24 protein-coding genes are annotated in these 26,487 nt (G+C 71.7%); 11 read left to right on the forward strand and 13 right to left on the reverse strand.

Annotated features, from left to right (window positions below; genetic code table 11):
• Positions 1 to 122 precede the first annotated feature (122 nt).
• Together ACSTA4_RS29820 and ACSTA4_RS29825 are read left to right on the forward strand one after the other, a co-directional pair.
• Complete coding sequence (locus ACSTA4_RS29820) at positions 123 to 1,214, forward strand: inositol-3-phosphate synthase (RefSeq protein ID WP_274975570.1); 1,092 nt, start codon at positions 123 to 125, stop codon at positions 1,212 to 1,214.
• Between the two features lie 89 nt (positions 1,215 to 1,303).
• Positions 1,304 to 2,599: an MFS transporter gene (locus ACSTA4_RS29825; RefSeq protein WP_444961967.1), complete on the forward strand. Its 1,296-nt coding sequence runs from the start codon at positions 1,304 to 1,306 to the stop codon at positions 2,597 to 2,599.
• 48 nt (positions 2,600 to 2,647) lie between these two features.
• Here ACSTA4_RS29825 and ACSTA4_RS29830 read toward each other — a convergent pair whose 3' ends face one another.
• Both ACSTA4_RS29830 and ACSTA4_RS29835 read right to left on the reverse strand, forming a co-directional pair.
• A complete protein-coding gene (locus ACSTA4_RS29830) occupies positions 2,648 to 3,073 on the reverse strand; it encodes a type II toxin-antitoxin system VapC family toxin (RefSeq protein WP_444961968.1) in 426 nt (141 codons plus the stop codon).
• Positions 3,070 to 3,324: a type II toxin-antitoxin system Phd/YefM family antitoxin gene (locus ACSTA4_RS29835; protein ID WP_444961969.1), complete on the reverse strand. Its 255-nt coding sequence runs from the start codon at positions 3,322 to 3,324 to the stop codon at positions 3,070 to 3,072. The genes ACSTA4_RS29830 and ACSTA4_RS29835 overlap by 4 nt, the downstream gene beginning before the upstream one ends.
• A 173-nt stretch (positions 3,325 to 3,497) precedes the next feature.
• Here ACSTA4_RS29835 and ACSTA4_RS29840 point away from each other — a divergent pair, with 173 nt between their 5' ends.
• Positions 3,498 to 4,223: a class I SAM-dependent methyltransferase gene (locus ACSTA4_RS29840; protein ID WP_444961970.1), complete on the forward strand. Its 726-nt coding sequence runs from the start codon at positions 3,498 to 3,500 to the stop codon at positions 4,221 to 4,223.
• Between the two features lie 3 nt (positions 4,224 to 4,226).
• On the opposite strand, the gene ACSTA4_RS29845 is transcribed toward ACSTA4_RS29840, so the two are convergent.
• On the reverse strand, positions 4,227 to 5,726 hold the full coding sequence (locus ACSTA4_RS29845; RefSeq protein WP_444961971.1) for a CCA tRNA nucleotidyltransferase: 1,500 nt from the start codon (positions 5,724 to 5,726) through the stop codon (positions 4,227 to 4,229).
• A gap of 359 nt (positions 5,727 to 6,085) precedes the next feature.
• Here ACSTA4_RS29845 and ACSTA4_RS29850 point away from each other — a divergent pair, with 359 nt between their 5' ends.
• From ACSTA4_RS29850 to ACSTA4_RS29875, 6 genes are all read left to right on the forward strand, one after another.
• Positions 6,086 to 8,698, forward strand: a complete 2,613-nt coding sequence (locus ACSTA4_RS29850; RefSeq protein ID WP_444964306.1) for a DUF6049 family protein — start codon at positions 6,086 to 6,088, stop codon at positions 8,696 to 8,698.
• A 176-nt stretch (positions 8,699 to 8,874) separates the two neighbouring features.
• Positions 8,875 to 10,713, forward strand: a complete 1,839-nt coding sequence (murJ, locus tag ACSTA4_RS29855) for a murein biosynthesis integral membrane protein MurJ (RefSeq protein WP_444961972.1) — start codon at positions 8,875 to 8,877, stop codon at positions 10,711 to 10,713.
• A gap of 159 nt (positions 10,714 to 10,872) precedes the next feature.
• Positions 10,873 to 12,657: a murein biosynthesis integral membrane protein MurJ gene (gene murJ, locus ACSTA4_RS29860; protein ID WP_041553282.1), complete on the forward strand. Its 1,785-nt coding sequence runs from the start codon at positions 10,873 to 10,875 to the stop codon at positions 12,655 to 12,657.
• Between the two features lie 279 nt (positions 12,658 to 12,936).
• On the forward strand, positions 12,937 to 14,577 hold the full coding sequence (locus tag ACSTA4_RS29865) for a protein kinase family protein (RefSeq protein WP_444961973.1): 1,641 nt from the start codon (positions 12,937 to 12,939) through the stop codon (positions 14,575 to 14,577).
• Between the two features lie 22 nt (positions 14,578 to 14,599).
• Entirely contained in the window at positions 14,600 to 15,226 is a 627-nt protein-coding gene (gene sigM, locus ACSTA4_RS29870) for an RNA polymerase sigma factor SigM (RefSeq protein ID WP_013155845.1), read from the forward strand.
• The gene (locus ACSTA4_RS29875; protein WP_444961974.1) at positions 15,223 to 16,131 is read left to right on the forward strand and encodes a hypothetical protein; all 909 of its coding nucleotides are present in this window, start codon (positions 15,223 to 15,225) and stop codon (positions 16,129 to 16,131) included. Before sigM ends, ACSTA4_RS29875 begins: the two co-directional genes overlap by 4 nt.
• Positions 16,132 to 16,266: 135 nt before the next feature.
• Here ACSTA4_RS29875 and ACSTA4_RS29880 read toward each other — a convergent pair whose 3' ends face one another.
• Together ACSTA4_RS29880 and ACSTA4_RS29885 are read right to left on the reverse strand one after the other, a co-directional pair.
• Positions 16,267 to 16,980: a response regulator gene (locus ACSTA4_RS29880; protein ID WP_444961975.1), complete on the reverse strand. Its 714-nt coding sequence runs from the start codon at positions 16,978 to 16,980 to the stop codon at positions 16,267 to 16,269.
• Positions 16,977 to 18,125 (reverse strand): sensor histidine kinase, encoded by a 1,149-nt coding sequence (locus tag ACSTA4_RS29885; RefSeq protein WP_444961976.1) that lies wholly within the window; start codon positions 18,123 to 18,125, stop codon positions 16,977 to 16,979. Before ACSTA4_RS29885 ends, ACSTA4_RS29880 begins: the two co-directional genes overlap by 4 nt.
• A gap of 465 nt (positions 18,126 to 18,590) precedes the next feature.
• On the opposite strand from ACSTA4_RS29885, the gene trxB reads away from it, so the two are divergent.
• Positions 18,591 to 19,523: a thioredoxin-disulfide reductase gene (gene trxB, locus ACSTA4_RS29890; RefSeq protein ID WP_013155849.1), complete on the forward strand. Its 933-nt coding sequence runs from the start codon at positions 18,591 to 18,593 to the stop codon at positions 19,521 to 19,523.
• A gap of 90 nt (positions 19,524 to 19,613) precedes the next feature.
• On the forward strand, positions 19,614 to 19,937 hold the full coding sequence (gene trxA, locus ACSTA4_RS29895; RefSeq protein ID WP_013155850.1) for a thioredoxin: 324 nt from the start codon (positions 19,614 to 19,616) through the stop codon (positions 19,935 to 19,937).
• A 143-nt stretch (positions 19,938 to 20,080) separates the two neighbouring features.
• Here trxA and ACSTA4_RS29900 read toward each other — a convergent pair whose 3' ends face one another.
• The 8 genes from ACSTA4_RS29900 to rpmH form a co-directional block, all read right to left on the reverse strand.
• A complete protein-coding gene (locus tag ACSTA4_RS29900) occupies positions 20,081 to 21,019 on the reverse strand; it encodes a ParB/RepB/Spo0J family partition protein (RefSeq protein WP_248774740.1) in 939 nt (312 codons plus the stop codon).
• Positions 21,020 to 21,047: 28 nt separating this feature from the next.
• A complete protein-coding gene (locus ACSTA4_RS29905; protein WP_274975583.1) occupies positions 21,048 to 21,812 on the reverse strand; it encodes a ParA family protein in 765 nt (254 codons plus the stop codon).
• Positions 21,813 to 21,997: 185 nt separating this feature from the next.
• Positions 21,998 to 22,708 carry a 16S rRNA (guanine(527)-N(7))-methyltransferase RsmG gene (rsmG, locus tag ACSTA4_RS29910; protein WP_444961977.1) on the reverse strand — a complete coding sequence of 237 codons (711 nt, stop codon included), beginning with the start codon at positions 22,706 to 22,708 and terminating at the stop codon, positions 21,998 to 22,000.
• A 338-nt stretch (positions 22,709 to 23,046) separates the two neighbouring features.
• Positions 23,047 to 23,535, reverse strand: a complete 489-nt coding sequence (locus ACSTA4_RS29915) for a Jag family protein (RefSeq protein WP_212642060.1) — start codon at positions 23,533 to 23,535, stop codon at positions 23,047 to 23,049.
• Between the two features lie 137 nt (positions 23,536 to 23,672).
• Positions 23,673 to 24,617: a membrane protein insertase YidC gene (gene yidC, locus ACSTA4_RS29920; protein WP_274975585.1), complete on the reverse strand. Its 945-nt coding sequence runs from the start codon at positions 24,615 to 24,617 to the stop codon at positions 23,673 to 23,675.
• 28 nt (positions 24,618 to 24,645) lie between these two features.
• Positions 24,646 to 24,960 (reverse strand): membrane protein insertion efficiency factor YidD, encoded by a 315-nt coding sequence (gene yidD, locus ACSTA4_RS29925; RefSeq protein ID WP_026114436.1) that lies wholly within the window; start codon positions 24,958 to 24,960, stop codon positions 24,646 to 24,648.
• A complete protein-coding gene (rnpA, locus tag ACSTA4_RS29930) occupies positions 24,957 to 25,430 on the reverse strand; it encodes a ribonuclease P protein component (protein ID WP_212642058.1) in 474 nt (157 codons plus the stop codon). Before rnpA ends, yidD begins: the two co-directional genes overlap by 4 nt.
• A gap of 94 nt (positions 25,431 to 25,524) precedes the next feature.
• Positions 25,525 to 25,668: a 50S ribosomal protein L34 gene (gene rpmH / locus ACSTA4_RS29935; protein WP_013155858.1), complete on the reverse strand. Its 144-nt coding sequence runs from the start codon at positions 25,666 to 25,668 to the stop codon at positions 25,525 to 25,527.
• Positions 25,669 to 26,487 lie beyond the last annotated feature (819 nt).

A 26,487-nucleotide genomic window follows, 5' to 3' on the forward strand; every position in this document is an offset into this window, starting at 1 on the left:
TGCGCTGCTGACCACATACGGGAAACGAACGCGTGGCGACGGGACCCGGAACCGCCGTCGGCGCGGTCCCGTCGTCGTGCGCCGTGGAATCCATGTTCGCGAACAAGAAGGAGCAAGGACCAATGGGTTCGGTACGTGTAGCCGTCGTGGGCGTCGGCAACTGTGCGGCGTCGCTCGTCCAGGGCGTGCACTACTACAAGGACGCCAACCCCGAGTCCCGGGTACCAGGCCTGATGCACGTGCAGTTCGGCCCGTACCACGTGCGCGACATCGAGTTCGTCGCAGCCTTCGACGTGGACGCCAAGAAGGTCGGCCACGACCTCGCCGACGCCATCACGGCCAGCGAGAACAACACCGTCAAGATCTGCGACGTGCCGCCGACCGGCGTCACCGTCATGCGCGGACCGACCTACGACGGGCTCGGCAAGTACTACCGCGAGGTCATCCAGGAGTCCCCCGAGGACGCGGTGGACGTGGTCGCGGCGCTCAAGGCCAGCAAGGCCGACGTGCTCGTGTCCTACCTCCCGGTGGGCTCGGAGGAGGCGGGCAAGTTCTACGCCCAGTGCGCGATCGACGCGGGCGTGGCCTTCGTCAACGCCCTGCCGGTGTTCATCGCCTCCGACCCCGAGTGGGCCGAGAAGTTCACCAGAGCGGGTGTGCCGATCATCGGCGACGACATCAAGTCGCAGATCGGCGCGACCATCACCCACCGCGTGCTGTCCAAGCTGTTCGAGGACCGCGGCGTGATCGTGGACCGCACGTACCAGCTCAACTTCGGCGGCAACATGGACTTCAAGAACATGTTGGAGCGCGACCGCCTGGAGTCCAAGAAGATCTCCAAGACGCAGTCCGTCACCTCCCAGATCCCGCACGAGCTGAAGGCCGGCTCGGTGCACATCGGCCCGTCGGACCACGTGCCGTGGCTGGACGACCGCAAGTGGGCCTACATCCGCCTGGAGGGGCGCGCGTTCGGCGACGTGCCGCTGAACCTGGAGTACAAGCTGGAGGTCTGGGACTCCCCCAACTCCGCGGGCATCATCATCGACGCGGTCCGCGCCGCCAAGATCGCCAAGGACCGCGGCATGGGCGGCCCGATCCTGGCCCCGTCCTCCTACTTCATGAAGTCCCCGCCCGAGCAGTACAGCGACGCCGAGGCGCACGACAAGGTCGAGCAGTTCATCGCCTCGGGCCAGCACGACGGCGCCGACGAGTAGAGCGCTCCTGAGAGCGGTCCCGGCGCACGGCCGGGGCCCGCTCCTCCCCGGGGCCGTCCCGGCCCCGGGCACGGCCTACCCTTGGTGCCGTGTCCTTCTTCGGTGATCTGCGCGTGGTCCTGCGGGGGCCCCGGTTCCGCCGCCTGTTCGGCACCCGGCTGGTGGCGCAGTTCTCCGACGGGGTGTACCAGGCCGGGCTGGCGGGCTTCGTCTTCTTCACCCCCGAGCAGCACACCAGCGCGGGCGCGGTCGCCGCGGCCTTCGCGGTGCTGCTCCTGCCGTTCTCGGTGGTGGCGCCGTTCGCCGGGGTCCTGATCGACAGGTGGCCCCGGCGCCAGATCCTGCTGCTGTCCTCCCTTGCCAAGGCGGCACTCGCTGTGGCGAGCGCGTTCCTGGTGGCGGAGGGCGAGAGCCCGGCCTTCCTCCTCACCGCGCTCCTGGTGCTGAGCGTCAACCGCTTCTTCCTGTCCGGGCTGTCCGCCGGGCTGCCCTACGTGGTGGACCGGGACAAGCTGATGATGGCCAACGCGGTCACTCCGACCAGCGGTACCGCGGCGAGCTTCCTGGGCGCGGGGGCGGGCGCCGCGATCGGTCTGCTCGGCGGCGAGGACGCCCTGGGCACCGGGCTCATCCTGTTCGTGGCCGCGCTCGGCTTCGCCGGGGCGGCGCTGGTCTCCCTCACCCTGGGCCACGACGAGCTGGGGCCGCACCTGGAGCGGGAGCCGGACGAGGTCGCGGCGGCCGTGCGCAACGTGGTGCGGGGCATGGTCTCGGGAGTGCGCCACCTCTGGGCGCGCCCGGACGCCCGCGACGCGCTGCTCACGATCGGCGGCCACCGGGTGCTCTTCGGGATCTCCACGCTGCTGACGCTGCTGCTGTACAACAACACCTTCACCGGCGGCGGCGTGGCCGGGCTGGCCGGTTTCTCGGTGGCGATGGGCCTGTCGGGGACGGGGTTCCTGGTGGGCGCGGTGGCCACGCCGTGGGCGACCGCCCGGATGGCCCCGGGGACGTGGATCGCGCTGCAACTGGCGGCGGCGTCGGCGGTCCTGGTGGTGTTCGGACTGCCCTTCTCGCCCGTGCTCTTCCCCGTGGCCGCGTTCGCGCTGGGATTCGTCTCGCAGGGGGTCAAGGTCACCGTCGACACGTTGGTTCAGCGACATGTCGACGACGCGTTCCGGGGGCGGGTGTTCTCGGTGTACGACGTGCTGTTCAACGCCACGTTCGTCCTGGGCGCGGCGCTGGCCGCCGCGCTGGTCCCGCCGTCCGGGGTGAACCCCGCGGTGGTCGTCGCGATGGCCGCGGCCTACCTGGTGATGGGCGCCGCCTGGGTGGTGCGCGGGCGCCGCGCCAGCGCCGCGGAGGCGGAGCGCGAGGCCGCGTAGCGCCTTGTCGACCTGGCGACAGGTCTTCTTGTCGCCCCTCGGCCGACCTCAGACCGAGGTGTCACCCGTGGCCATGCCCAACGCCTCACAGGCGTCGAGAAGGCGCCGGTCCCCGCAGGCCACGACCAGATCTCCGCTCTTGAGCCGTTCGACGGAAGCGCAGTGGACCGCGTCATAGCCACGCAGACCGAACTCCCGTGCCAGTTCCGCCGCGCGCTCCACCAGTACCTGGTCCGCGTCCAGGACGTTCACTTCCTCCCACAGCTCCGAGAGGAGTTCCATGGCCTGGGTGTACGCGACACCGGTGATCCGACCCATGCGCTCGGCCTGGGCCAGTGCCGCGGCGGCCTCGGCGTAGAGCAGGCGGGAGGAGACCACCGAGTCGGCCGTCTCCCAGAGCCGGAGGCACCGCTCGGATCCGGGCTCCTCGATCAGGAGGGGCACGAAGGCCGAGGTGTCGAAGTAGCAGTTCACCTGCGCTGCTCCTCCACGAGGTCGCTCACGGTGCCGTCCGCCTTGACGGGAGTGGGGACGCTGCGCTTGGCCCTGCGCGCGGGCTTGACCCGTCCGTCCAGGATGAGCTGGTCCAGAGTGCTGGGCCCCTCCGCGGGAACGATCCTGGCGATGGGCCTGCCGTGGTCCGTGACGGTGATGGTGTGCCCTTCACGCACCTCGGCGAGGTGGCGGCTGAGGCCGTCGCGCAGCTCTTTGATGCCGAGTCTCATAACCCTCTCCTTCGTGGCTACTTTTACAGACGATAATATAGCCACTTCCTGCAGCGACAAAGCCTTGGCCGCCCGTGAAGCCTTGTCGACCCGACAACACGTCGACACGTCACCATGTGATCACCTGCTGTAGTCTCCACGGGGAGACTTGTCGACAGCGGGGATGGTTCTCCATGCACACCGGTGACGCACTGGGCGACGCCTCCAGCGCCCTCGGGCCGCGGGGGGTGGTCAAGCGCGTCGGGGCGGTCTCCCGTCAGCTGCCCGTCCGCGGCGACCGCCTGCTCGACGTGGGCTGCGGCGACGGCACCTACACGGTCGAACTGGCCGGGGGCTACGTGCGCGTGGACGCGATCGACCTCGAACCCGAGCGGCTCGACGCGTTCGCCGGGCGCATCGCGGGCACCGGGCTGGAGGACCGGATCGGCATCCACAAGATGTCCGCCGACGCGCTGGCCTTCGACGCCAACACCTTCGACCGCGTGACCGCGTTCGAGGTGGTCGAGCACGTCGAGGACCTGGAGGGCACCCTGCGCGAGGTCCGCCGGGTCCTCAAGCCGGGCGGCGCGTTCTCGCTGACCACGCCCAACCGCTGGTTCCCCTTCGAGACCCACGGCGTGCTCTGGGGCGGTCGGCGCCGCTCGGCGCTGACCGCGCCCTTCCTGCCCTGGGTCGGGCCCCTGCACGCGCGCATGTCGGACGCGCGGGCGTTCACCACCCAGCAGATGGGCCGACTGCTGCGGGGGGCCGGGCTGCGCGTGGGCGCCATCGACTACCTGATGCCGCCGTTCGACCGCCGCACCACGGCGTTGCAGACCCTGTCCGACACCCTGGAGGGCACCCCGCTGCGCGTGTTCGGCATGGCCATGGCGGTCACGGCGGTCAAGCCGGGCCGCTGACCCTCACAGGTGCTCGGCCGCCCAGGCGCGCAGCTCCTCGGTCGCGGCCTCCTTGCCCATCGGGCCGTTCTCCAGGCGCAGTTCCAGCAGGAAGCGGTACGCGCGGCCGACCACGGGACCCGGCTTGACCCCCAGGATCTCCTGGATCTCGTTGCCGTCCAAGTCCGGGCGGATGCGGTCCAGCTCCTCCTGCTCGGCGAGCAGCCCGATCCGACGCTCGATGTCGTCGTAGGAGCGTGCCAGCGCCGCCGCCTTGCGCCGGTTGCGGGTGGTGCAGTCGGCGCGGGTGAGGATGTGCAGCCGCTCCAGCTGCGAACCGGCGTCGCGGGCGTACCGGCGGACCGCGGAGTCGGTCCACTCGCCCCTGCCGTAGCCGTGGAACCTCAGGTGCAGTTCGACCAGGGTGCTGACGTCGGACACCACGTCCTTGGGGAAGCGCAGCGCGGTGAGCCTCTTGCGGCTCATCGAGGCGCCCACCACCTCGTGGTGGTGGAAGGTCACCCGCCCCCCGGACTCGAAGGCGCGCGTCTTGGGCTTGCCGACGTCGTGCAGCAGCGCGGCCAGGCGCAGCACCAGGTCGGGCTCGTGGCCCCGCTTCTCCTCCAGCTCGACGGCCTGGTCCAGGACGGTGAGCGAGTGCTCGTAGACGTCCTTGTGCCGGTGGTGCTCGTCGATCTCCAGGCGCAGCTTGGGGATCTCCGGAAGTACGTACCGGGCGATGCCCAGGTCCACCATGAGCTCGACGCCGCGGTGCGGGTCGGGGCTGAGCATGAGCTTGGTCAGCTCGTCGCGGACGCGCTCGGCGGAGACGATGGAGAGCCGGTCGGCCATGTCCCGGGCGGCCTCGGCCACCTCGGGCGCCAGGGTGAAGCCGAGCTGGGCGGCGAAGCGGACCGCGCGCATGATGCGCAGCGGGTCGTCGCTGAAGGAGTCCTCGGGCCTGCCGGGGGTGCGCAGCACCTTGTCCCGCAGGTCGGACAGGCCGCCGAACGGGTCGACGAACTCCAGGCCGGGCAGGCGCACCGCCATGGCGTTGACGGTGAAGTCGCGGCGCAGCAGGTCGTCGTGGATGTCGGTGCCGTAGGCCACCTCGGGCTTGCGGGACTTGGGCGAGTAGGACTCGCTGCGGTAGGTGGTGACCTCCAGTTGGAGGCCCTTCTTGCGCAGGCCCACGGTGCCGAAGTCGATGCCGACGGTCCACACGGAGTCGGCCCAGCCGTCCACGAGCTCCAGGATGCGCTGGGGCACCGCGTCCGTGGTCAGGTCCACGTCGTTGGCGGGCCTGCCGAGGAGGGCGTCGCGCACCGGCCCGCCGACGAGGGCGAGCTGCTGGCCGTGCGCGGCGAAGCGCTCGCCGAGTTCCTCCGAGACGGTCGGGAAGGAGTCCGCCAACGCCGTGACCGCGGCACGCTGCGCACCGGTCAGCGCACCCGCACCCGGTGCGTCCCCGGCGTCCGGCTGCTGGGCGGCGTCGCTCTCCCGCGAAAACTCTGTGTTCGGCACACCACGAGACTAGGCGGCGCCCGAAGCAAACCGCGAATCGTCCCCGCCCCCCGGTACCGGGCCTTACACGGTTCGGAGGCCGCCGCGGCGGACCGCCGACGTTCGGCGGGGGCGCCCGGTCTCCCCCGCACGCCGCGCGGCGGCCGCGACCCGACTCCACGCACGGGGAAGGCGGTATCTTCGAGGGAAGTGGTAGGACGCCCCGGTTGCCCCGCGTCCACCCGACCCGCGTACGCCGTGTGCGCCGTGCGGGTACTTCCGACCGTCCCCCCGCACCGCGTCACCGGCGGGACGGCCACCTGGACCCGAGTCAGGAAAACGGTCAAGCGTTGCGTCGATTTGCCTCCGCGACGGTGGTCATGGCCTTCACCACCGCGCTGCTTCCGATACCGGCCACGTCCGCGAACGCGGAGCAGACGGCCGATCCGCTCGTCGTCGAGCGCGTCACACCGGACGCGGCCGACGAGGACAGCACCCTGCGGGTCACCGGCGAGGTGACCAACACCACCTCCGAGGACCTGAGCGACGTCAGCGTGCGGCTCAGCTACTCGCGGAACCCCTTCAGCGACCGCGGCGAGCTGGACGAGTTCGCCTCGGGAGAGGGCTGGCAGCCCGACGCGCCGGGGCCCGACGAGGAGGTCACCGCCGAACTGGCCCCCGAGGCCAGCGCCGAGTACTCCCTGAGCGTGCCGGTCGAGGACCTCGGCCTGGACTCCTACGGCGTGTACCCGCTGGTCGTCGAGGCCGTGGACGGGGACGGCCGGGTCGTCGGCTCCCAGTACACCTTCCTCCCCTACACGGGCGGGGACGACGCCCCCTCCGTCGACATCGCCTGGGTGTGGCCGCTGATGGCGCCGCCCCAGCGCGCGGACGAGAACACCTTCCTCAACGACGGCCTGCACTCGGCGGTCGCCGCCGACGGCCGCCTGGGCCGCCTGCTGGCCGCGGGGGCGCAGGAGCCGGTGTCCTTCGAGGCCGGGGAGGAGGACCTGGTCGAGCTGCTGGGCCTGAACGAGGAGTCCGTGGAGCCCTCGGAGGGCACGGCCACCGCGGAGGAGACCGCGGAGGCCCTCCCCACGGAGGAGGCCACCGGAGAGGGAGCGGAGAACGCCGAGGACGAGGACGAGCCCGCAGAGGAGGACACCGAGCGCGACGAGGGAGTCCCGGTCACCTGGGCCGTGGACCCCGGCACGCTCGACGACATCCTGCGCATGGCCTCCTCCGGGCACGCGGTCGTGGAGGACCCCCTCGCGGTGCCCGCCGAGTCCGAGCCCGTGCGGCACCAGGTCGAGGCCAGCGAGGCTGCACAGGTGTGGCTGCGCGAGGCCCGCCGCGTGCTGGCCGCCGACCACGTCGTCGCCACCCCCTACGCCCGGGCCGACCTGGCCGCCCTGCTCCGGAACGACATGGGCTCCGACGCCGAGGCGGCCCTGCGGGTCGGCCAGGAGGCGGTCCTGCGGGCGCTGGAGACGGAGGCCGACGAGACCTTCGCCCTGCCCCCCGGCGGCCTGATGGACGGGGGCGTCCACCAGCTGCTCGCCTCGCACGGCGCGACCCGCTTCCTGCTGGACGAGAAGGCCGTGCCCGCCTCGTCCTGGCTGTCCGCGACCCCCACCGCGCAGGCCCCGCTGCCCGCGCCGGAGGAGGAGACGTCCGAGGAGCCCTTCGCCCTGGTCGCCGACCAGGGCATCACCGACGTGCTGTCCATGCCCACCGGGGAGCCGGGCCAGACCGAGCTCGCGCTCCAGCGCTTCGCCGCCGAGACGGCGATGATCGCGGGCGAGAACGCCGGGGGCGGCCGGGTGGTCGTCGCCTCGCCGGAGTCGGACTGGAACCCCGACGCCGAGTTCGCCCGGGGCGTGCTGGCCGCCTCCGAGGACCTGCCGTGGCTCTCCCCCCGGAGCCTGGACGAGGTCGAGCTGCCCGAAGCCGGTGAGCGCGAGCGGACCCGCCGGTCCCTGACCTACCCCGACAGCGCCCGCGGGGAGGAGCTCAGCTCCACCTACCTGGGGCTGGTCGAGGACGTGAGCCGGGACGTGCGCCTGTTCAACAGCGTCCTGGTCGGCGGCAGCGACCCGCTCCGCCCGGTGCTGCTGCGCCTGGAGTCGGTGTACTGGCGGGAGGAGGAGGCCCTGGCGGGAGCCACCCGCGCCATGGTCGACCAGGACGTGCAGGACCGCATGAACGACGTGCGGGTCATCCCCGGCGAGCCGGTCACCCTGGCCAGCCGGACCGGCACCACCGGCATCCTGGTCGCCAACGACCTGGAGGACGAGACCGTCTTCGTGAACCTGTCGGTCTTCTCCGAGAACTCCGACCGCCTGAGCGTGGGCGAGTACAACCACTCCTTCGAGCTGGAGCCGGGCACCAGGACCACGGTCTACATCCCGCTGTCGGCCCGGGTCAACGGCCGCACGGTCCTCAACGTGGGGCTGCAGAACTCCGAGGGCGAGCCGATCAGCAGCCAGGACGTCGAGATCCCGGTGAACGCCACCGGTCTGGGCACCCAGGCGCTGGCCATCAGCGGTATCGGCCTGCTGATCCTCGTCGCGGCCCTGGCCCCGCGCGCGCTGCGCAAGTGGGCCCGCGGCAAGGCCGCCGCGGCCGCCTCCGAAACCGCCGGGACCGCCGAGGCGCCCGAGGCCGCGGAGGCCTCCGGGACCGCCGCCGGGGCGGACCGCGACGGCGCGAACGCCGAGGACTCCGCGGGCGTCACACACTCCGGAGGGACGCCCTCCGGGGACCCGTCCGGGGACGAGCCCTCCGGGACGGACCGGGACACCGCCCCGGACACGTCCGGGGGCCCCTCCTCCGCGGAGGACGCCTCCCCCGCCCGGGACGCAGCCCCGGACGGGGAGGCGGACGGAGCCGAGGACACCGAGCGGCCGGAGGACCCCTCCGGCCGAGAGAAAGCCGACTCCCCAGCCGCGGCGGGCGGCGCGGAGCGGGACCGCGACGGCACGGGCACGTGACCCAGCGGTTCCGGAGAGGTGACATAGCTCCCTACCGACAGGACGCCATGTCGACACACCCGCACGTCTCCATGTCGGCGCACGCGGTCCGCACCCGCGTGGCCGACCCGCGGACGCCGGACCACGGCGCCGCGGCCGGACATTCCCCAGTCGGACGAAAGGAAGCCTGATCCACGGTGGTCACCGACTCTTCGAACGGCGGCGGGAAGCACCGCCGACGCCCCCAGCCGCAAGCACCGGTCCCGAGCGCGGTCCGTCCCGAGAGCGGCCCCGCGCCCACCTTCGAGGAGGGTGACGTGCCGGGTCCCGTCACCGACACCGGCGCCGACCCCGGGCACGGGTCCGGAGGGGGCTCCGGCGGCGGCTCCGGCCAGGGCGGGGACGCCGGGTCGGGCGGCGGCGGAATGATGCGCTCCAGCGCCATCATGGCCGTGGGCACCATGGCCTCCCGGATCACCGGCTTCGCCCGCACGATCGTGCTCGGCGCCGCCATCGGCACCCACCTGCTCGGTGACGCCTACCACACGGCGCACACGATCCCCTTCATCCTCAATGACCTGCTCATCGGCGGGCTGATGGCCAGCGTCATCATCCCGTTCCTGGTCAAGCGGCGTAAACGCGACGCGGACGGCGGCAAGGCCACCGAGGACCGGCTGTTCACCACCACGCTGCTGGCACTGCTGCTGCTCACCGCGGTCGCGGTCGCGGCCGCCGAGTTCCTCATCTGGCTCTACGGCTCCCGGTTCACGCCGATCCAGTTCGACGCCTCGGTCTACCTCGCGAGATACCTGCTGGCGCAGATCTTCTTCGTGGGCATGAGCGGCCTGCTGAGCGCCATGCTCAACACCCGCAACCGGTTCGGCGCGGCCGTGTGGGCCCCGGTGCTGAACAACCTCGTCATCATGAGCGTGGCGGCCGTGTTCCTGTGGGTGGCCGGTCCGGGCCGCACCCCCGAGACCGTCACCGACGGCCAGCTGACCCTGCTGGGCGCGGGCACCGCGGCCGGTATGGCGCTCCAGGCCGTCGTGCTGTTCGCGGCCCTGTCCCGCACCGGCTACCGCTGGCGGCCCCGCCTGGACCTGCGCGGCTCCGGGCTCGGCGACGCCGTGCGCACCGCCGGGTGGATGATGCTCTACACCCTGCTCACCCAGGCCGGACTGTGGATCACCACCAACATCGCCAACGCCGCGAACGTGGCGAGCATCAGGGAGGGCCTGGACGTCGGCGCGGGCATCAGCGCCTACAACCTGGCGTACCAGCTCTTCCAGCTGCCGTACGCGATCATCGCGGTCTCCCTCATCACCGTGCTGCTGCCCCGGATGAGCGCCCACGCCGACGACCACGACTGGGACGCGGTCCGCGCGGACTTCTCCCGCACCCTGCGCGTCTCCGCGTTCGTGCTGGTTCCGACCGCCTTCGCGGTGGCGATGTTCGCCGAGCCGCTGTCCGTCCTGGCCTTCGCGCGCGGGTCCATCTCGGTGGACGACGCGGAGAGCATCGGCCAGATCCTCGCGGTCATGTCGCTGGGGCTGGTGCCCTTCACCGTGTTCCAGCTCATGCTGCGCGTGTTCTTCGCCATGGGCGACACCCGCACCCCCGCGATGCTCGGCCTCGCCAACCTGGCCGTGCACAGCGCCCTGGCGCTGACGTCCTACCTGGTGCTTCCGCCGAACCTGGTGGTCGTGGGCGTGGCCGCGGGCTTCATGATCTCGTTCCTGTCCGGGCTGACCATCGCCGGAATCGTGCTGAGCCGGCGCATCGGGGGGCTTGACGGCAAGCACGTCATTGGCACATTGTTGCGCCTGCACCTGGCCGCCGTCCCGAGCATCGCGGCCGGCCTCGGTGTGCTCTGGGCCTTCGACACCTACGTCGGCCCCGGCCTGGCCACCTACATCGGCGCCCCGGCCGCCGGATGCGTCCTGGGCGCGCTGCTCTTCCTGGGATGCGCGCGGCTGCTGCGCGTCCCGGAGCTGACCGGTGCCGTGGAACTGATCCGCGCCCGGCTGCGTCGTTGATGCCGTGACCCCCCTCCCCCGGCTCTGCCCCGCCGAGGCCCCGAAGCCGCCCGAACGAGAGTGAAGGACAGCACGACGGTGTCCAGCGAGCTGCCGCAGCGGACGTCCCCCGGGGACGCCGAGCCGCCCGACGGGAACAGAACCCGTCGGCGGCCCGCCATGGTGATGCCGGAGGACGTGCTCGACACCTACGAGCGCGAGGAGCCGGGCACCGAGCCCGAGACCGGACTGCACACGCTCCGGGACCCGAGCGACATCGGCGACGTGGGCACCGCCGACCGCCTGGAGGACGGCGACGAGATCGGCGGTACCTCCCACACGGCGCCGGGCAACCTCGCCCGGTCGAGCGCGATCATGGCGCTGGGCACCATCGTCTCCCGTGTCACGGGCTTCGTGCGCACCATCATCCTGGCGGCGGCGATCGGCACCCAGCTGCTGGGCGACGCCTACCAGACGGCGGGCATGGTCCCGTACATGGTCTACGACCTGCTCATCGGCGGGTTGCTGGCCAGCGTGTTCGTGCCGTTCCTGGTCAAGCGGCGCAAGCTGGACGCCGACGGGGGCGACGGCGTCGAGCAGCGCCTGGTCACCCTGATGCTGCTGGTGCTGTTCGCCCTCACGCTGGTGTCGGTGCTGGTCGCGGAGTGGTTCATCCGCATCTACGCGGGCGGGTTCTCCGGGGCCCAGTACGAGGTCTCCGTCGTCCTGGCCCGGTACCTGGTCACGCAGATCTTCTTCATCGGCGCCAGCGGGCTGGCCAGCGCGATGCTCAACGCGCGCAACAGGTTCGGCGCGCCCATGTGGGCGCCGGTGCTGAACAACGTGGTCATCATCGGCGTCTGCGTGTGGTTCCTGAACCTGGCCGGTCCCGGGCGCACCCCCGAGACCGTCACCGACGGCCAGCTGATGCTGCTGGGGCTGGGCACCGCCCTGGGGCAGGTGGTCCAGGCCGCCGTCCTGGTGTGGGCGCTGGCCGCGGCGGGCTTCCGATGGCGCCCGCGCCTGGACCTGCGGGGCTCGGGCCTGGGCGAGGCGGCCGGAGCCGCCTCGTGGATGATGCTCTACATCGTCGTCGCGCAGGTGGGGGCGCTGGTCTCCACCAACGTGGCCACCCGCGCGGGCGCCCTGGCCGCCGACGCGGGCTTCGAGTCCGGCGCGGGCATCGCGGCGTACAAGTTCGCGTCGATGCTCTTCCAGCTCCCGTACGCGGTCATCGCCGTCTCGGTGATCACCGCGCTGCTGCCCAGGATGAGCGAGCACGTGGCCGCGGGCCGCAAGGACCAGGTGCGCAGCGACTTCTCACGCGGTTTCCGCCTGTCCTCGGTGCTGATCGCGCCGCTCTCGGTCGCGATGATCGTCTTCGCGATCCCGTTCTGCGTGCTGATCTACGCGCAGGGCAGCACGAGTGCCGAGGACGCGGCCGCCATCGGGCGCATCCTCATGGTCTTCTGCGTGATGCTGATCCCGTTCACGCTCTTCCAGCTCCAGATGCGCGTGTTCTACGCTCTGGGCGACACCCGGACCCCGGCCCTGGTGTCGATCCCCTCCGAGATCGCCCACGCGACCACGGCGATCGGCCTGCTGTTCCTCGTGGAACCGCAGCACGTCGTGGTGTGGCTTCCCGTACCGTACGGCCTGTACTACGTCGTCGGTTCCGTCATCATGTGGTACATGCTGCACCGGCGGCTCAACGGCCTGGACGGGCGCCGGACCGCGGCCACGCTGCTCCGGCTGCACCTGGCCGCCGCCCCGTCCGCGGCCTTCGGGGTGGCGATGATCTACCTCTTCCGGGACCTGCCGGGCGAGGTCTGGCCGGGTCTGGCGGCGATGGCGGCGGGAGGCGCCGTCGGAGCCGTGCTGTTCGTGGTGACCGCAAAGCTTCTCAAAGTGACAGAAGTCACATCCTTCCTCGATTTGCTCAAAACCCGGTTGCGACGCCGCTGATCACCAGGAATAGCTGAGATTGGGCGGACCCGCTCCGTTAAGCACCGGAAGGTGGCCGAGTATCCGTTGTCCTCCGAAGATGCTGTTCACGCGTCCTAGCATGGACAGGCATCGCTTTACCGCTACCGCATTGTTCAACCGAACTGCCCGAAGGGAGGCTGGGGACAGCAGGCAGGGCCGACGGACCCCTCGCGCGCACCCCGTAACGCTCCGGTCCGCACACGGCCAGGGAGCGCGGACGCACGCGAAACCACGGCACTGGCACCCGTCACTCCCATCATGAGCACCTTCCTCATCGAACCCGGTGCGAAGCTGGCCAACCGCTACCGCCTGGACCAAGTGGTGAGCGAGACCGGCGGCGCCACACGCTGGAAGGCCACCGACGAGACGCTCGCGCGTCCCGTGGCCGTGTGGACCTTCGCCGAGGGCTTCCCGCGCACGTCCGAGGTCGTGCGCGCCGCCCGGGCCACGAGCCGCATCCCCGACGCCCGCGTCACGCAGGTCTTCGACGCCGACGACTCCTCCCCCGTCCCCTACGTGGTCGAGGAGTGGGTCATCGGCTCCTCCCTGGCCGACCTCCTCGCGCAGGGCCCCATGGAGCCCGAGCGCGCCGCCGGACTGGTCGCCGAGGCCGCCGAGGCGATCGCCGCCGCGCACGCCGGAGGCCTGCACCACCTGTGCCTGACGCCGAGCAAGCTCATGTGGAGCAGCGGCGGCGCGGTCAAGGTGACCGGCATCGGCGTGGACGCCGCCCTGCTGGGCGCCGGCAACCCCGACCCCGCGGCCACCGACGCCCAGGGGCTGGGCAACCTGCTCTACGCGGCGCTCACCGGGCACTGGCCCGGCGGCCCGCAGAGCGGCCTGCCCGCCGCACCCGAGGGCCCCGCGGGCCCCTACCCTCCCCACCACATCCGACAGGGCGTCACCGAGCCCCTGGGCACCATCACCACGCGCGCCGCCCTGCCGCAGCTCGCGGGGCAGCTGGTGCCCGGACCGCCCATCGCCTCGCCGGCCGACTTCTGCGCGGCCATGGCCGAGGTGCCCAGGCTCATCCCCCTGCCCGTCACCCAGGCCGAGTCGGCCCCGCCCGTGCCCGGCACCTCCCGGCGCACCGGCGAGTTCGACAGCACCGGCCCGCGCCGAAGCCCACGGGGTACCCGCGGCGGGGCCGCGGGCGCACGGGACGACCAGGAGGCCCGCCACGGTTCCGTCGGACGGACGGGCTCCGCCTCGCGGGGCGGCGCCTCCGTCCGGGGCGGCTCCGAGGTGCGTGAACGGCAGGGTCCCTCCCGGATGGAGCAGCGGACCGCGCGCACGCAGCCCTCGCTCCGCAAGATCCTGGTCGGCGTGGCGGCCCTGGTGCTGTTCGCCGGTGTGGTCGTCGGCGCCTGGACGGTCGGGACGATGTTCAGCGCGGGCGGAGGCGAGGAGGCCCCGCCCGAGGGCGGCGGCGGCCAGGCCGCGGACGGCGGCGGGGAGGTGGAGCTGAGCCCGCTGGAGATCCAGGGGTCACGCGGCCTCAACCCGCACGGCAACACCGACGAGCACTCGGACAAGGCGGGCCGCGCCCACGACGGGGACACCGCCACCGAGTGGAACACCCAGGGCTACAGGGACCCGCTCAGCGACATCAAGCCCGGCGTCGGACTCCAGCTCGACCTCGGCGCCGTCCACGAGGTCCACGAGGTGGACCTCAACCTCGGCGGCAGCGGCTACGAGTTCCAGATCCTGGCCGGCGAGAGCGACTCGGACAGCGAGACCGGTTACGAGGTCGTCGGATCGGGCACGGGCGGCTCCCAGGTCGTCACCCTCGACGAACCGGTCGAGGCCCGCTACGTCGTGGTCTGGTTCACCGAGCTGGCCGGGTCCGGCGAGTGGAGGGGCACGGTCTACGAGGCCGAGGTACGAGGGGTCGAGTAGCGGAGTACGTGATCGGGTACTGATGGACGCGGTCCAGGAGCTTCCTGACCGGGAGCTGTTGACGAGGCACGCTCAGGGCGACGACCAGGCCTTCGCGGTCCTGGTGCGTCGGCACCGCGAGCGCCTTTGGGCTGTCGCCGTGCGCATGATGGGCGACCGCGAGGAGGCCTCCGACGCCCTCCAGGACGCGTTCCTGTCCGCGTTCCGCGCCGCCGACCGCTTCCGCGGTGAGGCGCAGGTGAGCACGTGGCTGCACCGGATCGTGGTGAACGCCTGCCACGACCGGCTGCGCCGCCGCAAGGTGCGCCCGGCCACCCCGACCGAGGACGAGACCCTGGACGTCATGTCCAACGAGCGTCTCGGCCGCTCGGGAGGGGGGCCGGACCACGCCTCGCAGACCGAGACGCGCCTGGACGTCAACGCCGCGCTGGACCTGCTCCCGCTGGACCAGCGCATGGCGCTGACCCTCGTGGACATGCTCGGCTACCGGGTGGAGGAGGCCGCGCAGATCCTCGACGTGGCGTCGGGGACGGTCAAGAGCAGGTGTGCGCGAGGTCGCGCCAGACTTCTCCCGTCGCTGGCCCATCTGAGGAACCCTCGACAGGCCGGAGACGTCACAACTGGGAGAGGAGGTGCCAACCCATCGTGACGTCCCATCCAGACGTGGAGGCACTCGCCTTCTTCGCCGAGGAGCTCTTGGAGCCCGACGAGGAACGCACCGTCGCAGCCCACATAGACACCTGCGCGACCTGCGCGACGACCCTGGGAGAACTCGCCGGGGTGTCCGAAGCGCTGGCCGCCGCACCGGTTCCCGCCCTGCCCCCGGACGTGGCCGACCTCCTCGACCAGCGCGTCGCGGAGGCGGTGCGCGAGCGCGCGGCGGTGTCCCCCGTCGCCGCGGAGGGCGCCGGGCCGCCGCCGACCGGGGGCGGCCCGGCGTCCGGCGGCGCCACGGTGACCCCCCTCCCGCGCCGGCCCCGGACCGGGCGGAGCCTGAGCAGGGCCCGGCTGATGATGCTGGCCGCCGCCGCGGCGGTCGTCGTGGGGGGCGGCGGCGCGGCCCTGTTCAACGGCGTGCTCACCCCGGGCGGCCAGGACGGCGAGACCGGCGTCGCGGCCCCGCTGGCGGAGAACGGCCAGGAGAACGCCCCGGACACGGCGCAGTCCTACACACCGCAGGTGGTGCGGAGCGAGACCGTCTACACCGAGGCGGCCCTGACCGAGCAGGCCGCCCGGACACTCGACCTGTCCCCCGTGGGCGGGTCCGATGCCGGGGGCGGAGGCGAACCCGGCGGGGGCGCGGAGAACGGCCCCCTGGCCGTCGAGGCGGCTCCCCCCGGCCTCCAGGAGTGCGTGGTGCTTCTCAGCGAGGAGTTCGGCGGGCACTTCACCCTGGTCGACGACGCCCACTACGGCGGCGGGGACTCCCCCGCGTGGGTGCTGTTCTCCCCCCGGGGCGAGCGGTTCGAGGTGTACGTGGTCGATCCGGCCTGCGCCCGGGGCGGCGACCCCGGCCGGAACGTCCTCGCCCAGGAGACCGTCCAGGCCCCCTGACCGCCCCGGGTCCGTGTCCGCCTGACGCCGGGTCCTCGTGACCCCGTGTCCTTTTGGCGCCGTGTCCTTTTGACCCCGTGTCGACATGTCGGCGGAGTGGGAACGGGGCCCGGCCCGGCGCCCTCGGGCGTCCGGTCACCGGCCGGGGCGGACCAGGCCCGTCTCGTAGGCGACCACCACCAGGCCGACCCGGTCGCGGACCGCGAGCTTGGCCAGGAGGCGTCCCACGTGGGTGCGCGCGGTCGCCGGGCTCAGGTGGAGCGCGGCGCCGATCTCCTGGTTCGACATGCCGCGTCCGACCAGGGCGAGCACGTCGCGCTCCCGTTCGGTGAGCACGTCCAGCCGGGAGGCGCTCCCCGGGGCGACCGCGGTGTCGGCGAGGCGCTCGATCACCCTGCGGGTGACCCCCGGCGAGAGCAGCGCGTCCCCCGCCGCCACGGTGCGGACCGCGTCCCGCAGCTGCTGCGGACCGGCGTCCTTGAGCAGGAAGCCGGAGGCGCCCAGCCGCAGCGCGGTGAACACGTTGTCGTCCTCGCCGAACGTGGTGAGCACGACCACCCGGGCCCCGCGGGCCGTCGACGTGTCGACATGCGGATCTGTGGACCTGTCGCCCCCGGACGCGGTACCGCCGCCGCGGCGCTCCAGCTCGCGGAGCACCGCCAGGCCGTCCATCGCGGGCATCTGGAGGTCGAGCAGGACCACGTCGGGGCGGTGGCGGTCGATGTCCACGAGCGCCTCGCGGCCGTTCTGGGACTCGGCCACCACCTCGATCCCCTCGTCGCGCTCCAGCAGCGCGCGCACCCCGGTGCGGACGAGGGGTTGGTCGTCCACGAGCAGGACCCGGATCACCGGTCGTCCCCGAGCGGCAGCAGCGCACGCACCCCGAACCCGCCGCCGGGCCGGGGCGCGGCCTCCACCGATCCGCCGACCAGGCGCACCCGTTCGCGCATCCCCGCCAGCCCGCTGCCCCCGGGGGACGCGACCGGCACGGCCGTCCCCTCGTCGGTCACCGTCACGTCGAGCGTCCCGTCCCTCCTGGAGAAGGCCACCCGCGCCCGGGGGGCGCGCGCGTGGCGCAGCGTGTTCGTCAGCGCCTCCTGGACGATCCGGTAGGCGGTCGCGTCCACCATCCCGGGCACCTCGCCGGGAGCGGGAACCCCGGTCACCTCCACGTCCACCCCGGCCGCGCGCACCGTCGCCACGAGTTCGTCCAGGTGCGCGAGGGAGGAGACCCGGTCGCCGCCGGGGTCGGCCTCGCGCAGCGCGCGCACGGTGGCCCGCAGCTCGCTCAGACCCGCCCGCGAGGCCCTGGCCACGTGATCCAGCTCGGCTCGCGCGACGGGCACGTCCGCCGGGTCGTCGTCCAGGGCCTCCGCGGCCACCCCCGCGTGCAGGGACACCACGGAGAGGTGGTGCCCCACGGCGTCGTGCAGGTCGCGGGCGATACGGGTGCGTTCGAGCGCCTGGCGCTCGGCCGCCTCGGACTCGCGCGCCTGCCGGTCGAGGACCTCGATCCGCACGCGCTGGTGCTCGGCCCGGCGCCGCTGCCACTGCACGTGGCCCAGGGCCGTGGCCGCGCCCATGACGGCCACCGTGGTGGGCAGCTCGTACCCCAGGAGGTAGGCGGGGTCCTGCCCCTGCTGCAACCGGGTGAACGTGGAGACCAGGACCAGCGCGGCGGCCAGGCCCACCGACCACAGGGTGCGTCCCGCCTCCGCGGCCGAGTACAGCGCTGCGGCCACCGGGACGGCCAGGCCGATGACGGGCAGCTGGAGCACGTAGTTGGCGACGACCAGGACCGAGGTGGCGACCAGGACCGCGACCGGTCGGCGGCGCCGGACCAGCATGAGCGCGCCGAGGACCCCGGCCACCCCGTACCCGAGCGGCAGGTTCCCCGTGTCGCTGACGTCGGAGGCGACCGCGATCGCCACCACGGCGAAGACGGCGAACCCGAAGAGCGCGTCGACCACGACGCCCCGGCGGTCACTGGGCATGCGGCGATTCTACGGACCCGGCCCCGTGGCGGCACGGGACCGGTTGTCCTCGTCGCCGTCCTCCGGGTGGCCGCCGTCCTGGCCCTGAACGCCCCGTGGGGGCTCGCGGCGGGCGCGGTCGCCCTGGGGGTGCGGTCGGCCCTGGACGGCCGCCAGCGGCGCCCCTGAGGGTTCCCGACCGCCCTCGGGGACGCACGTTCTCCCGGGGCCGTCCCGCGCCTCCCGGCCGTTCCCCCGCTCCCGGTGTCCCCGCCCGCCGCGCGGGCGCCGGCCGGCCGCCGACGGGCTCTCCCGGGGAGGGGCCCGAAGGGTGCGCGGCACCGCCTCCTACGCATACCCCGCCCCCGTAACCTGGGGCGATGTCCCGAAGGGAATGCCCTGCGCCTACCATCGGTTGTGCTAACCAACTTCCCCTGAGGTCACACGGCGTGGCCAGGGCAGCGACTGTGTGAAGGGCCAACGAGCGTGAGTGACGTCCGCAATGTCATCATCATCGGTTCCGGACCGGCGGGGTACACCGCCGCCGTGTACGCCGCCCGTGCCGAGCTGCGACCCCTGGTGTTCGAGGGTTCCATCACCGCCGGCGGCGCGCTGATGAACACCACCGAGGTCGAGAACTTCCCCGGTTTCCCCGACGGTGTCATGGGCCCCGACCTCATGGACCACATGCGCAAGCAGGCGGAGCGGTTCGGCGCCGAGCTGGTGCCGGAGGACGTCACCGAGGTCGACCTCACCAAGCCGGTCAAGGAGGTCGTCGCGGGCGGTGAGACCTTCCTCGCGCACACGGTCATCCTCGCCACCGGCTCCGGCTACCGCGAGCTGGGCGTCCCCGGCGAGAAGGAGCTGTCCGGGCGCGGCACCTCCTGGTGCGCCACCTGCGACGGCTTCTTCTTCCGCGACCAGGACATCGCGGTGGTCGGCGGCGGCGACACCGCCATGGAGGAGGCCCTGTTCCTCACCCGGTTCGCGAGGTCGGTGACCGTCATCCACCGCCGCGACCAGCTGCGCGCCAGCCGCATCATGGCCGAGCGCGCGCACGCCAACGACAAGATCACCTTCCTCTGGAACTCGGCGGTCACCGAGGTCCTGGGCGAGGAGCGCGTCTCCGGCCTCAAGGTGCTCGACACCCAGACCGGCGAGACCAGCACCCTGGACGTGACCGGCCTGTTCGTCGCGATCGGCCACGACCCGCGCGTGGACCTGTTCGACAAGCAGATCGAGCTGGACGAAGAGGGCTACGTCAAGGTGGACTTCCCGTCCACGCGGACCAACCTGGAGGGCGTCTTCGCCGCGGGCGACGTCGTCGACCACCAGTACCGGCAGGCGATCACCGCCGCGGGAACCGGCTGCTCCGCCGCCCTGGACGCCGAGCGCTACCTCGCCGCGCGCGGCAACTAGAGGCGGCTGGCCCCAGGGCCCGATCCCGGGGCCGCCGCCACCGACTCCCCCCTCGCCCCCTGCCCCGGACACGTCGAACCAAGGAGAACCATGTCCGCTGTCAAGCACGTCACCGACGCCACCTTCAAGGAGGAGGTCCTCTCCAGCGACAAGCCCGTCCTGGTGGACTTCTGGGCCGACTGGTGCGGCCCGTGCAAGCAGATGGCCCCGGTCCTGGACAAGCTGGCCGACGAGTACGGCGACAAGATCGAGGTCGTCAAGCTCAACACCGACCAGAACCCGGAGACGCCGCGCTCCTACAACGTGCTGTCCCTGCCGACGATGAACCTCTACAAGGACGGCGAGGTCGTCAAGCAGATCATCGGCGCCAAGCCCAAGCGCGTCCTGGAGAAGGAGCTCGCGGAGTTCCTGTAACCCGGAACCCGCCGCACCCGCGGCTCCTCCGCAGGCCGGTACGGCGAAGGGCCCCCGAGATCCCTGGGATCTCGGGGGCCCTTCGCCGTACCGGGCCCCCTTCGGCGGTGATGTTTCACGTGAAACATCACCGCCGAAGGGGGCTAACCCATCTGGCTGATGATGCGCTCCAGGTCCTCGTGCGTCGCGAACTCCACGACGATCCTGCCCTTGCGCTTGCCCATGTTGACCTTCACCGTGGTGTCCAGCCGGTCGGAGAGGCGGGAGGCCCACTCCTCGACCTGGGGAGGGTTGGCGGTCCGCGTGGGGGCGCGGCGGACCCTCTCCTCCTCGGGCTCCTCCCGCAGGGCCACCATCTCCTCCAGGGAGCGGACCGAGATGCCCTCCTCCACCACCCGGGCGGCGAGGCGGTCCTGGAGGTCGGGGTCCTCGACCTTCAGCAGCGTCCGCGCGTGCCCGGCGCTGAGCACACCCGCGGCCACGCGCGTCTGCACCTTGGGCGGGAGGGTGAGCAGCCGCAGGGTGTTGGTGATGTGCGAACGGGAACGGCCGATCCGCTGGGCCAGCTCCCCGTGGGTGGCGCCGAAGTCGTCCAGCAGCTGCTTGTAGGCGGCCGCCTCCTCCAGGGGGGTGAGCTCCTGACGGTGCAGGTTCTCCAGGAGCGCGTCGCGCAGCAGCTCGTCGTCGTCGGTGCTGCGGACGATGGCGGGGACGCGGGTGAGACCCGCCTCCTTGCTGGCCCGCATCCGGCGCTCGCCCATGATGAGCTCGTACCGGGGGCCGCCCTCACCCTCCAGCTTGCGCACGACGATGGGCTGGAGCAGGCCGACCTCGCTGATCGAGTCCCGCAGCTCCTCCAGGGCCTGGTCGTCGAAGTACTTCCGCGGCTGCCGGGGGTTGGGGATGATCGAGCTGAGCTCGACCTCCTCCAGGTACGTCCCGTCGGGCAGGGCTTCCACCCGTGGCTCGACGGGCTGGGTCTCCTCCTCGGAGACGGTGACGGGGGCGGGGGCGGGGGCCGCGGGCCCCTGTGGGATGAGCGCCCCCAGTCCCTTGCCCAGTCCGCGCCGCTGCTGGCTCACCGGCACCTCCACACTCCTCTTCCGCTTGTCAGACCTTGGCCCTGTGGGCGATCTCCCGGGCGGCTTCCAGGTAGGCCACCGCACCGGTGGAAGCCGGGTCGTACGTCATCACCGACTGGCCGTAACTGGGCGCCTCGGACACCCGGACGCTCCGGGGGATCAGCGTCTCCAGGACGGTGTCCCCGAAGTGCGAGCGCACCTCGTCGGCCACCTGCTGGGAGAGCCTGGTCCGGCCGTCGTACATCGTCAGCAGGATGGTGCTGACCGCCAACCCCGGGTTCAGGTGGGACTGGACGAGCTCCACGTTGCGCAGCAGCTGCCCCAGGCCCTCCAGGGCGTAGTACTCGCACTGGATCGGGATCATGACCTCGTCGCACGCCACCATCGCGTTGACCGTCAGCAGGCCGAGCGAGGGCGGGCAGTCGATGAGGATGTAGTCCAGGTCCGAGGTGTCGTAGGCGGCGAAGGCCCGCTTGAGCCGGGCCTCGCGCGCGACGAGCGAGACCAGTTCGATCTCGGCGCCCGCCAGGTCGATGGTCGCCGGGGCGCACCAGAGGTTGGGGATGTCCGGGACCGGCTGGGCGAGCTTGCGGATCTCCTCGTCCTCCACCAGGCAGTGGTAGATGGACCGGGTCTGGTTGTCGCGCTCCATGCTGAGGGCGGTGGACGCGTTGCCCTGCGGGTCGAGGTCGACCACGAGGACGCGCTGTCCGTGCATCGCCAGGGCGGCCGCGATGTTGACCGTCGTGGTGGTCTTGCCGACGCCGCCCTTCTGGTTGGCCACACTGATCACCCGGCAGTCCTTGGGCCGGGGCCAGATGTCGTCGGGCCCGCGAACCGCCCTGGCCTCATGGGCCGCACGGGCGAGCGGAGTGTCGGGAACCCCGGACGGTGTTTCACGTGAAACATCGAGCAGGTCTCCGTAGGAGGATGTTTCACGTGAAACACCGGGGTTGTCGGATGGGTTCACGAAGGAGTTCACCTCTTCCGTCCGCGCTTCTTCTTGCCGCCGCGCGCCTTCGGCGCTGGCGGACCACCGGTCACCGTGACGCGAACGACCGTGGTAGCGGGATCGACTTTACCCCGCCCCACCCTGATCACATCGCTAACGCTGGGCCGCAGTTTCGAAACGTCTTTCTCCGCGGCGGCCAGTTCGGCCTCCGCCTGCTCCCCCTTGAGCGCCAGCAGGCTGCCGCCCTCGCGCAGAAGGGGCAGGGACCACCCGGCGAGTCGGCTGAGGGGAGCGACCGCACGGGCGGTGACGAAGTCGGTGTAGACCTCGCCGTGCGCCTCCTCGGCACGGCCGCGCCGCACCTCGACGTTGGGCAGCTCCAGGATCTCCACGGCCTCGTTGAGGAAGACCGTCCGGCGCAGCAGCGGCTCCAGCAGCACCATGCGGATGTCGGGGCGCAGCAGACCGAGCACCAGCCCGGGCAGCCCGGCGCCCGAGCCGACGTCCACCACCTCCGCGCCCTCGGGAAGCAGCTCCTCCACGACGGCGCAGTTGATGAGGTGCCGCTCCCACAGGCGGGGGACCTCGCGCGGACCGATCAGTCCCCGGCGCACCCCGTCGTCGGCGAGCAGTTCGGCGTAGCGCCGCGCCGTCGGCAGGGAGGTGCCGAAGACCGCCTCCGCCTCCGCCGGGGGAGCGGGGAGCGCGGCACCGGGCTCCTCAGTGCCCGAGGTCATCGGTCACCACCTGTGAACTCGTCCATCATCACTTCCATGTCGGTTCGCCACGGCGTCCGCACACACGGCGGGGCCGGTGGGCGAGGGGGGACGCGCAGCGGCGCGGAGAAAAGGGGTCCACCCTGAATCCTACGCGCGGGAGGACACCGCGGTTTCACGTGAAACATCCACGGCCCCCGCTTCTGCCTTCCCCCCGCGCGGTCCGGCCACACATGGCGAGAAGTCGACAGAGCTACATGCCGACACGGCGGGGGCGCGCACGGCAGGGGCCGGGCACAGACGGAGGGGGTGGCGATGTTTCACGTGAAACATCGCCACCCCCTCCGGGGTGTCCGCGCCTAGGAGGCGGGCTGCACCACCACGTAGCGGTTGGGCTCCTCGCCCTCCGACTCGCTGTGCAGACCGGCGGCGGCGACCGCGTCGTGCACGACCTTGCGCTCGAACGGGGTCATCGGCTCCAGAGGCTGGGTCTGGCCGGTCTCCTTGGCCTTGTTGGCGGCGTCGGTCCCGACCTGGAAGAGCACCTTGCGGCGGTCCTCGCGGTACCCGCCGATGTCCAGCATCAGGCGGCTGCGCTCACCGGTGGCCCGGTGCACCGCCAGCCGGGTGAGCTCCTGGAGGGCCTCCAGGACCTCGCCCTTCTCCCCGATCAACTCGTCGAGGGTGGCACCGACGACGGAGACCATCGCGCGGTCGCCCTCGACGTCCATGTCGATGTCGCCGTCGAAGTCCGCGATGTCGAGGAGTCCCTCGATGTAGTCCGCGGCGATGTCGCCCTCGTTCTCCAGGGCCTCGACATCGATTCCGGCCTCAGGCGCCTCAGCCACCGCTACGCCACCGCTCTCTTCCTCGCTACTTGCCACAGCGATCCCGTCTCCTCATCCCTCACGCCCTGGCCGCCGTACGCCTCAGGGGCAGTGTCGCCTGCGCACTCGAACGCCTTCTCGGCCGGGAGCCGCAGAACCTAGCGCGGGCCGCCACCGGACCGCTTGGAACGCGACTGCTTCTTCGGCTGCTTGCGATCGATCTTAGGCTGTTCCTTCGGCTCAGGAGCGGATTCCGCCGCCTTCTTTCGGCTGAGCATTCCCTTGGCGGAACCGTTGGCGGAGGCGGCGCTCCCGGCCTTGGCCTGCTCCTGGCCGGGCATCGGCTGCCTGCTGTAGAGGAAGTGCTGCTGCCCCATGGTCCAGACGTTGGAGGTGACCCAGTAGACCAGCACACCCACGGGCATCATGAGACCGAAGAGCCCGAACAGGGGCGCCATGTACATCATGATCTTCTGGGTCTGCATCATGGGGTTGTCGGGCATCTGGGAGACGCTGCGCTTCATGCTCTGGCGCATGGTGAGGAACGTCGTCGTACCCATGATCACGCAGGCGATCGCGATGATGACCTTGGCCATGATCGGGTCGGACGCGCCGAGCGCGAGGAGCTCCTCGGGGGAGCTGTTGAACTGGGCCGCGACGGGCGCCTCGAAGATAAGCGCCGCACGCGCGCTCTCCACCAGCTCCGGGGTGAAGTTGTACTGGGCGTTGCCCTCGGCGACGCTGCGCAGCACGCTGAAGAGCGCGAAGAAGACCGGCATCTGCAGGAGGAGCGGCAGACAACCCATGATCGGGTTGGTGCCGCTCTCCTGGTAGAGCTTCATGGACTCCCGCTGCAAGCGCTCCTTGTCGTGCTTGTAGCGCTCGCGGAGCTTCATGATCTTGGGCTGGATGTCCTGCATCTTGCGCTGCGTGTTCATCTGCTTGACGAACAGCGGCACCAGCAGGAGCCGCATGAGCACGGTGAGCAGGACGATCGACAGGCCCCAGGCCCAGCCGCTGTCCGTGTCGAGGCCGATGTAGGTCAGACCCGAGTGGATCTGGACCAAGATCCAGCCGACGATGTTGTAAAGCCAGTCCAGCACCGGCCAACTCCTATGTGATTCGCTTCAGCTACTGGTCCCCGGGAGGGGTTCCGGTGTGGCCGGCTCCGCCCGCAGACTCCTCGGACTCCCCGTTCCGGCGCCCCCTGGGCGGCGGAACCGGATCAAGCCCCCCCGGATTGAAGGGGTGGCAACGGGCGATACGCCGGGTCCCCAACCACAACCCGTACAGAGCTCCGTGCACGCGCAGCGCCTCGACGGCGTACGCGCTGCACGAGGGGTAGAAACGGCAGACCGGGGGGAAGAGCGGGCTGATGAAGCGCTGGTAACCCCGGATGGGCAGGATCAACACGCGCGCGAACACCGTCGGTCTGTGCTCGGTCATCGGCCCCACCGCTCTCCGCCCTCGTCCGGGCGTCGGTTCCCTGCTGTCTCGCGCACCGCGGGATCGGCCGCCGGGGGCCGAGGTCGGCCACGGCCGGACCGGCGGCGCGACGACGTCCCGCGGGGGCGCATCGCCGCGGCGATCGCGCTGTCGAGTTGGGCGGCCAGGTCCTCGTGCCGCGCGGTGGCGGCGGCGGGTCGGGCGCGCACTACAAGCAGGCTACCGTTTGGCAGAACAGCCAACCGAGACCGCATCAGGTGGCGCAGTCTGCGCTGTACGCGCTTGCGCACCACCGCTCCCCCGACAGCCTTGCTGACCACGAATCCGACCCGCGGGGGGTCGGCGTCCGCGACGCCCGAGGGCGGGGGGAGGTAGACGGCGCCCAGGCAGTCCCTGGACGCGCGCCGTCCCGAACGCATGACGGAGCCGAACTCGGCGCTGTGGCGCATCCGGTTCCTCGGCGAGAGCATCGGCTTCCTTCGTGCTTCGGTACTTCTCCCACGACAAAGGGACCGGCCGGCGAGAAGGCCGGACGGTCCCGAAGGGCTTGGTGCTGGGCGTGGCCTAGTGGCTCACGGTCAGCGCCGCGCGCCCCTTACGACGGCGCGAGGCGATGATGGCGCGACCGGCGCGCGTACGCATGCGCAGCCGGAAGCCGTGGACCTTCGCGCGACGCCGGTTGTTCGGCTGGTACGTACGCTTGCTCACTACTGGCTCCAGGGGCGTGTCAGGATAAGTACTACGACAGACCCCCAGGATATGCGGGGCCTACGGGTGCATGAGCCGCGGCCGCGCCTCCGTGCGGACACGGGCGCAGGCAGATCATCGGCATAAGCATAAAGAAGATACGACCTGGTCCGGCCGGGGTCAAATCGGGCCCGTGGACGGCGGTCCCACGCGTCCGGCCGGGCCCTCCCCTCCCCCGCGCCATCCCGGACCCCGGTCCCCGGCCCCGCCCTCCTCCGCGGGCGGCCGGCGCGGAGCCCGCGCCCGCTCCCCTCCCCCCGTCCTGTGGACGACTCCTTGTCCACAGGCGTGTGAGACTTCCACACCCCCCGGCGTCTGTGGATAACCTCAGCCTGTGGATAACGTGCCCCTCGCGCTGGCCGACGCTCCCCCGACGCCGGGAGCGGTCTTCTTGCACACCTTCTGATCTGCACATTGTGGATAACTCTGCGCTGCGCGCGGAGATCTGCCATCCTGTGGACAAGCCTGTGGAAAACCTGTGGACAACGTCCTGGGGCTGTGGATACCGGGCTTGTGCCCACAGAGGCGCAGCTCAGGGGGCAGTGAAGTTATCCACAGGCACATAACCACCCAAACAAGCCGATTTCGCTCCCTGACCCGACCCGGCACCGCCGTGGGAGGAGGACAATGGGAAGTCGCTCCCTGCGGCCCCAGGTCCCCGCGAGCGCCCACCCGACCGACGCGCCACGGGCTTCGCCCTGGCCACCACGCCCCCTTCCGCCCCCCACTCCGCACCGCACAGACCCGTACCGAAGGGACAAGCACCCATGGCAGGTCGTC

It is taken from the genome of Nocardiopsis sp. M1B1, from assembly GCF_052466615.1.

Bases quoted from the DNA above. Each gene is read 5' to 3' on its own strand.
- rsmG (WP_444961977.1), bottom strand. From the start codon at position 22,708: ATGACCTCGGGCACTGAGGAGCCCGGTGCCGCGCTCCCCGCTCCCCCG.
- ACSTA4_RS29865 (WP_444961973.1), top strand. From the start codon at position 12,937: ATGAGCACCTTCCTCATCGAACCCGGTGCGAAGCTGGCCAACCGCTAC.
- murJ (WP_041553282.1), top strand. From the start codon at position 10,873: ATGGTGATGCCGGAGGACGTGCTCGACACCTACGAGCGCGAGGAGCCG.
- ACSTA4_RS29850 (WP_444964306.1), top strand. From the start codon at position 6,086: ATGGCCTTCACCACCGCGCTGCTTCCGATACCGGCCACGTCCGCGAAC.
- rnpA (WP_212642058.1), bottom strand. From the start codon at position 25,430: ATGCTCTCGCCGAGGAACCGGATGCGCCACAGCGCCGAGTTCGGCTCC.
- yidD (WP_026114436.1), bottom strand. From the start codon at position 24,960: ATGACCGAGCACAGACCGACGGTGTTCGCGCGCGTGTTGATCCTGCCC.
- trxA (WP_013155850.1), top strand. From the start codon at position 19,614: ATGTCCGCTGTCAAGCACGTCACCGACGCCACCTTCAAGGAGGAGGTC.
- ACSTA4_RS29840 (WP_444961970.1), top strand. From the start codon at position 3,498: ATGCACACCGGTGACGCACTGGGCGACGCCTCCAGCGCCCTCGGGCCG.
- sigM (WP_013155845.1), top strand. From the start codon at position 14,600: ATGGACGCGGTCCAGGAGCTTCCTGACCGGGAGCTGTTGACGAGGCAC.
- ACSTA4_RS29885 (WP_444961976.1), bottom strand. From the start codon at position 18,125: ATGCCCAGTGACCGCCGGGGCGTCGTGGTCGACGCGCTCTTCGGGTTC.
- ACSTA4_RS29820 (WP_274975570.1), top strand. From the start codon at position 123: ATGGGTTCGGTACGTGTAGCCGTCGTGGGCGTCGGCAACTGTGCGGCG.
- ACSTA4_RS29835 (WP_444961969.1), bottom strand. From the start codon at position 3,324: ATGAGACTCGGCATCAAAGAGCTGCGCGACGGCCTCAGCCGCCACCTC.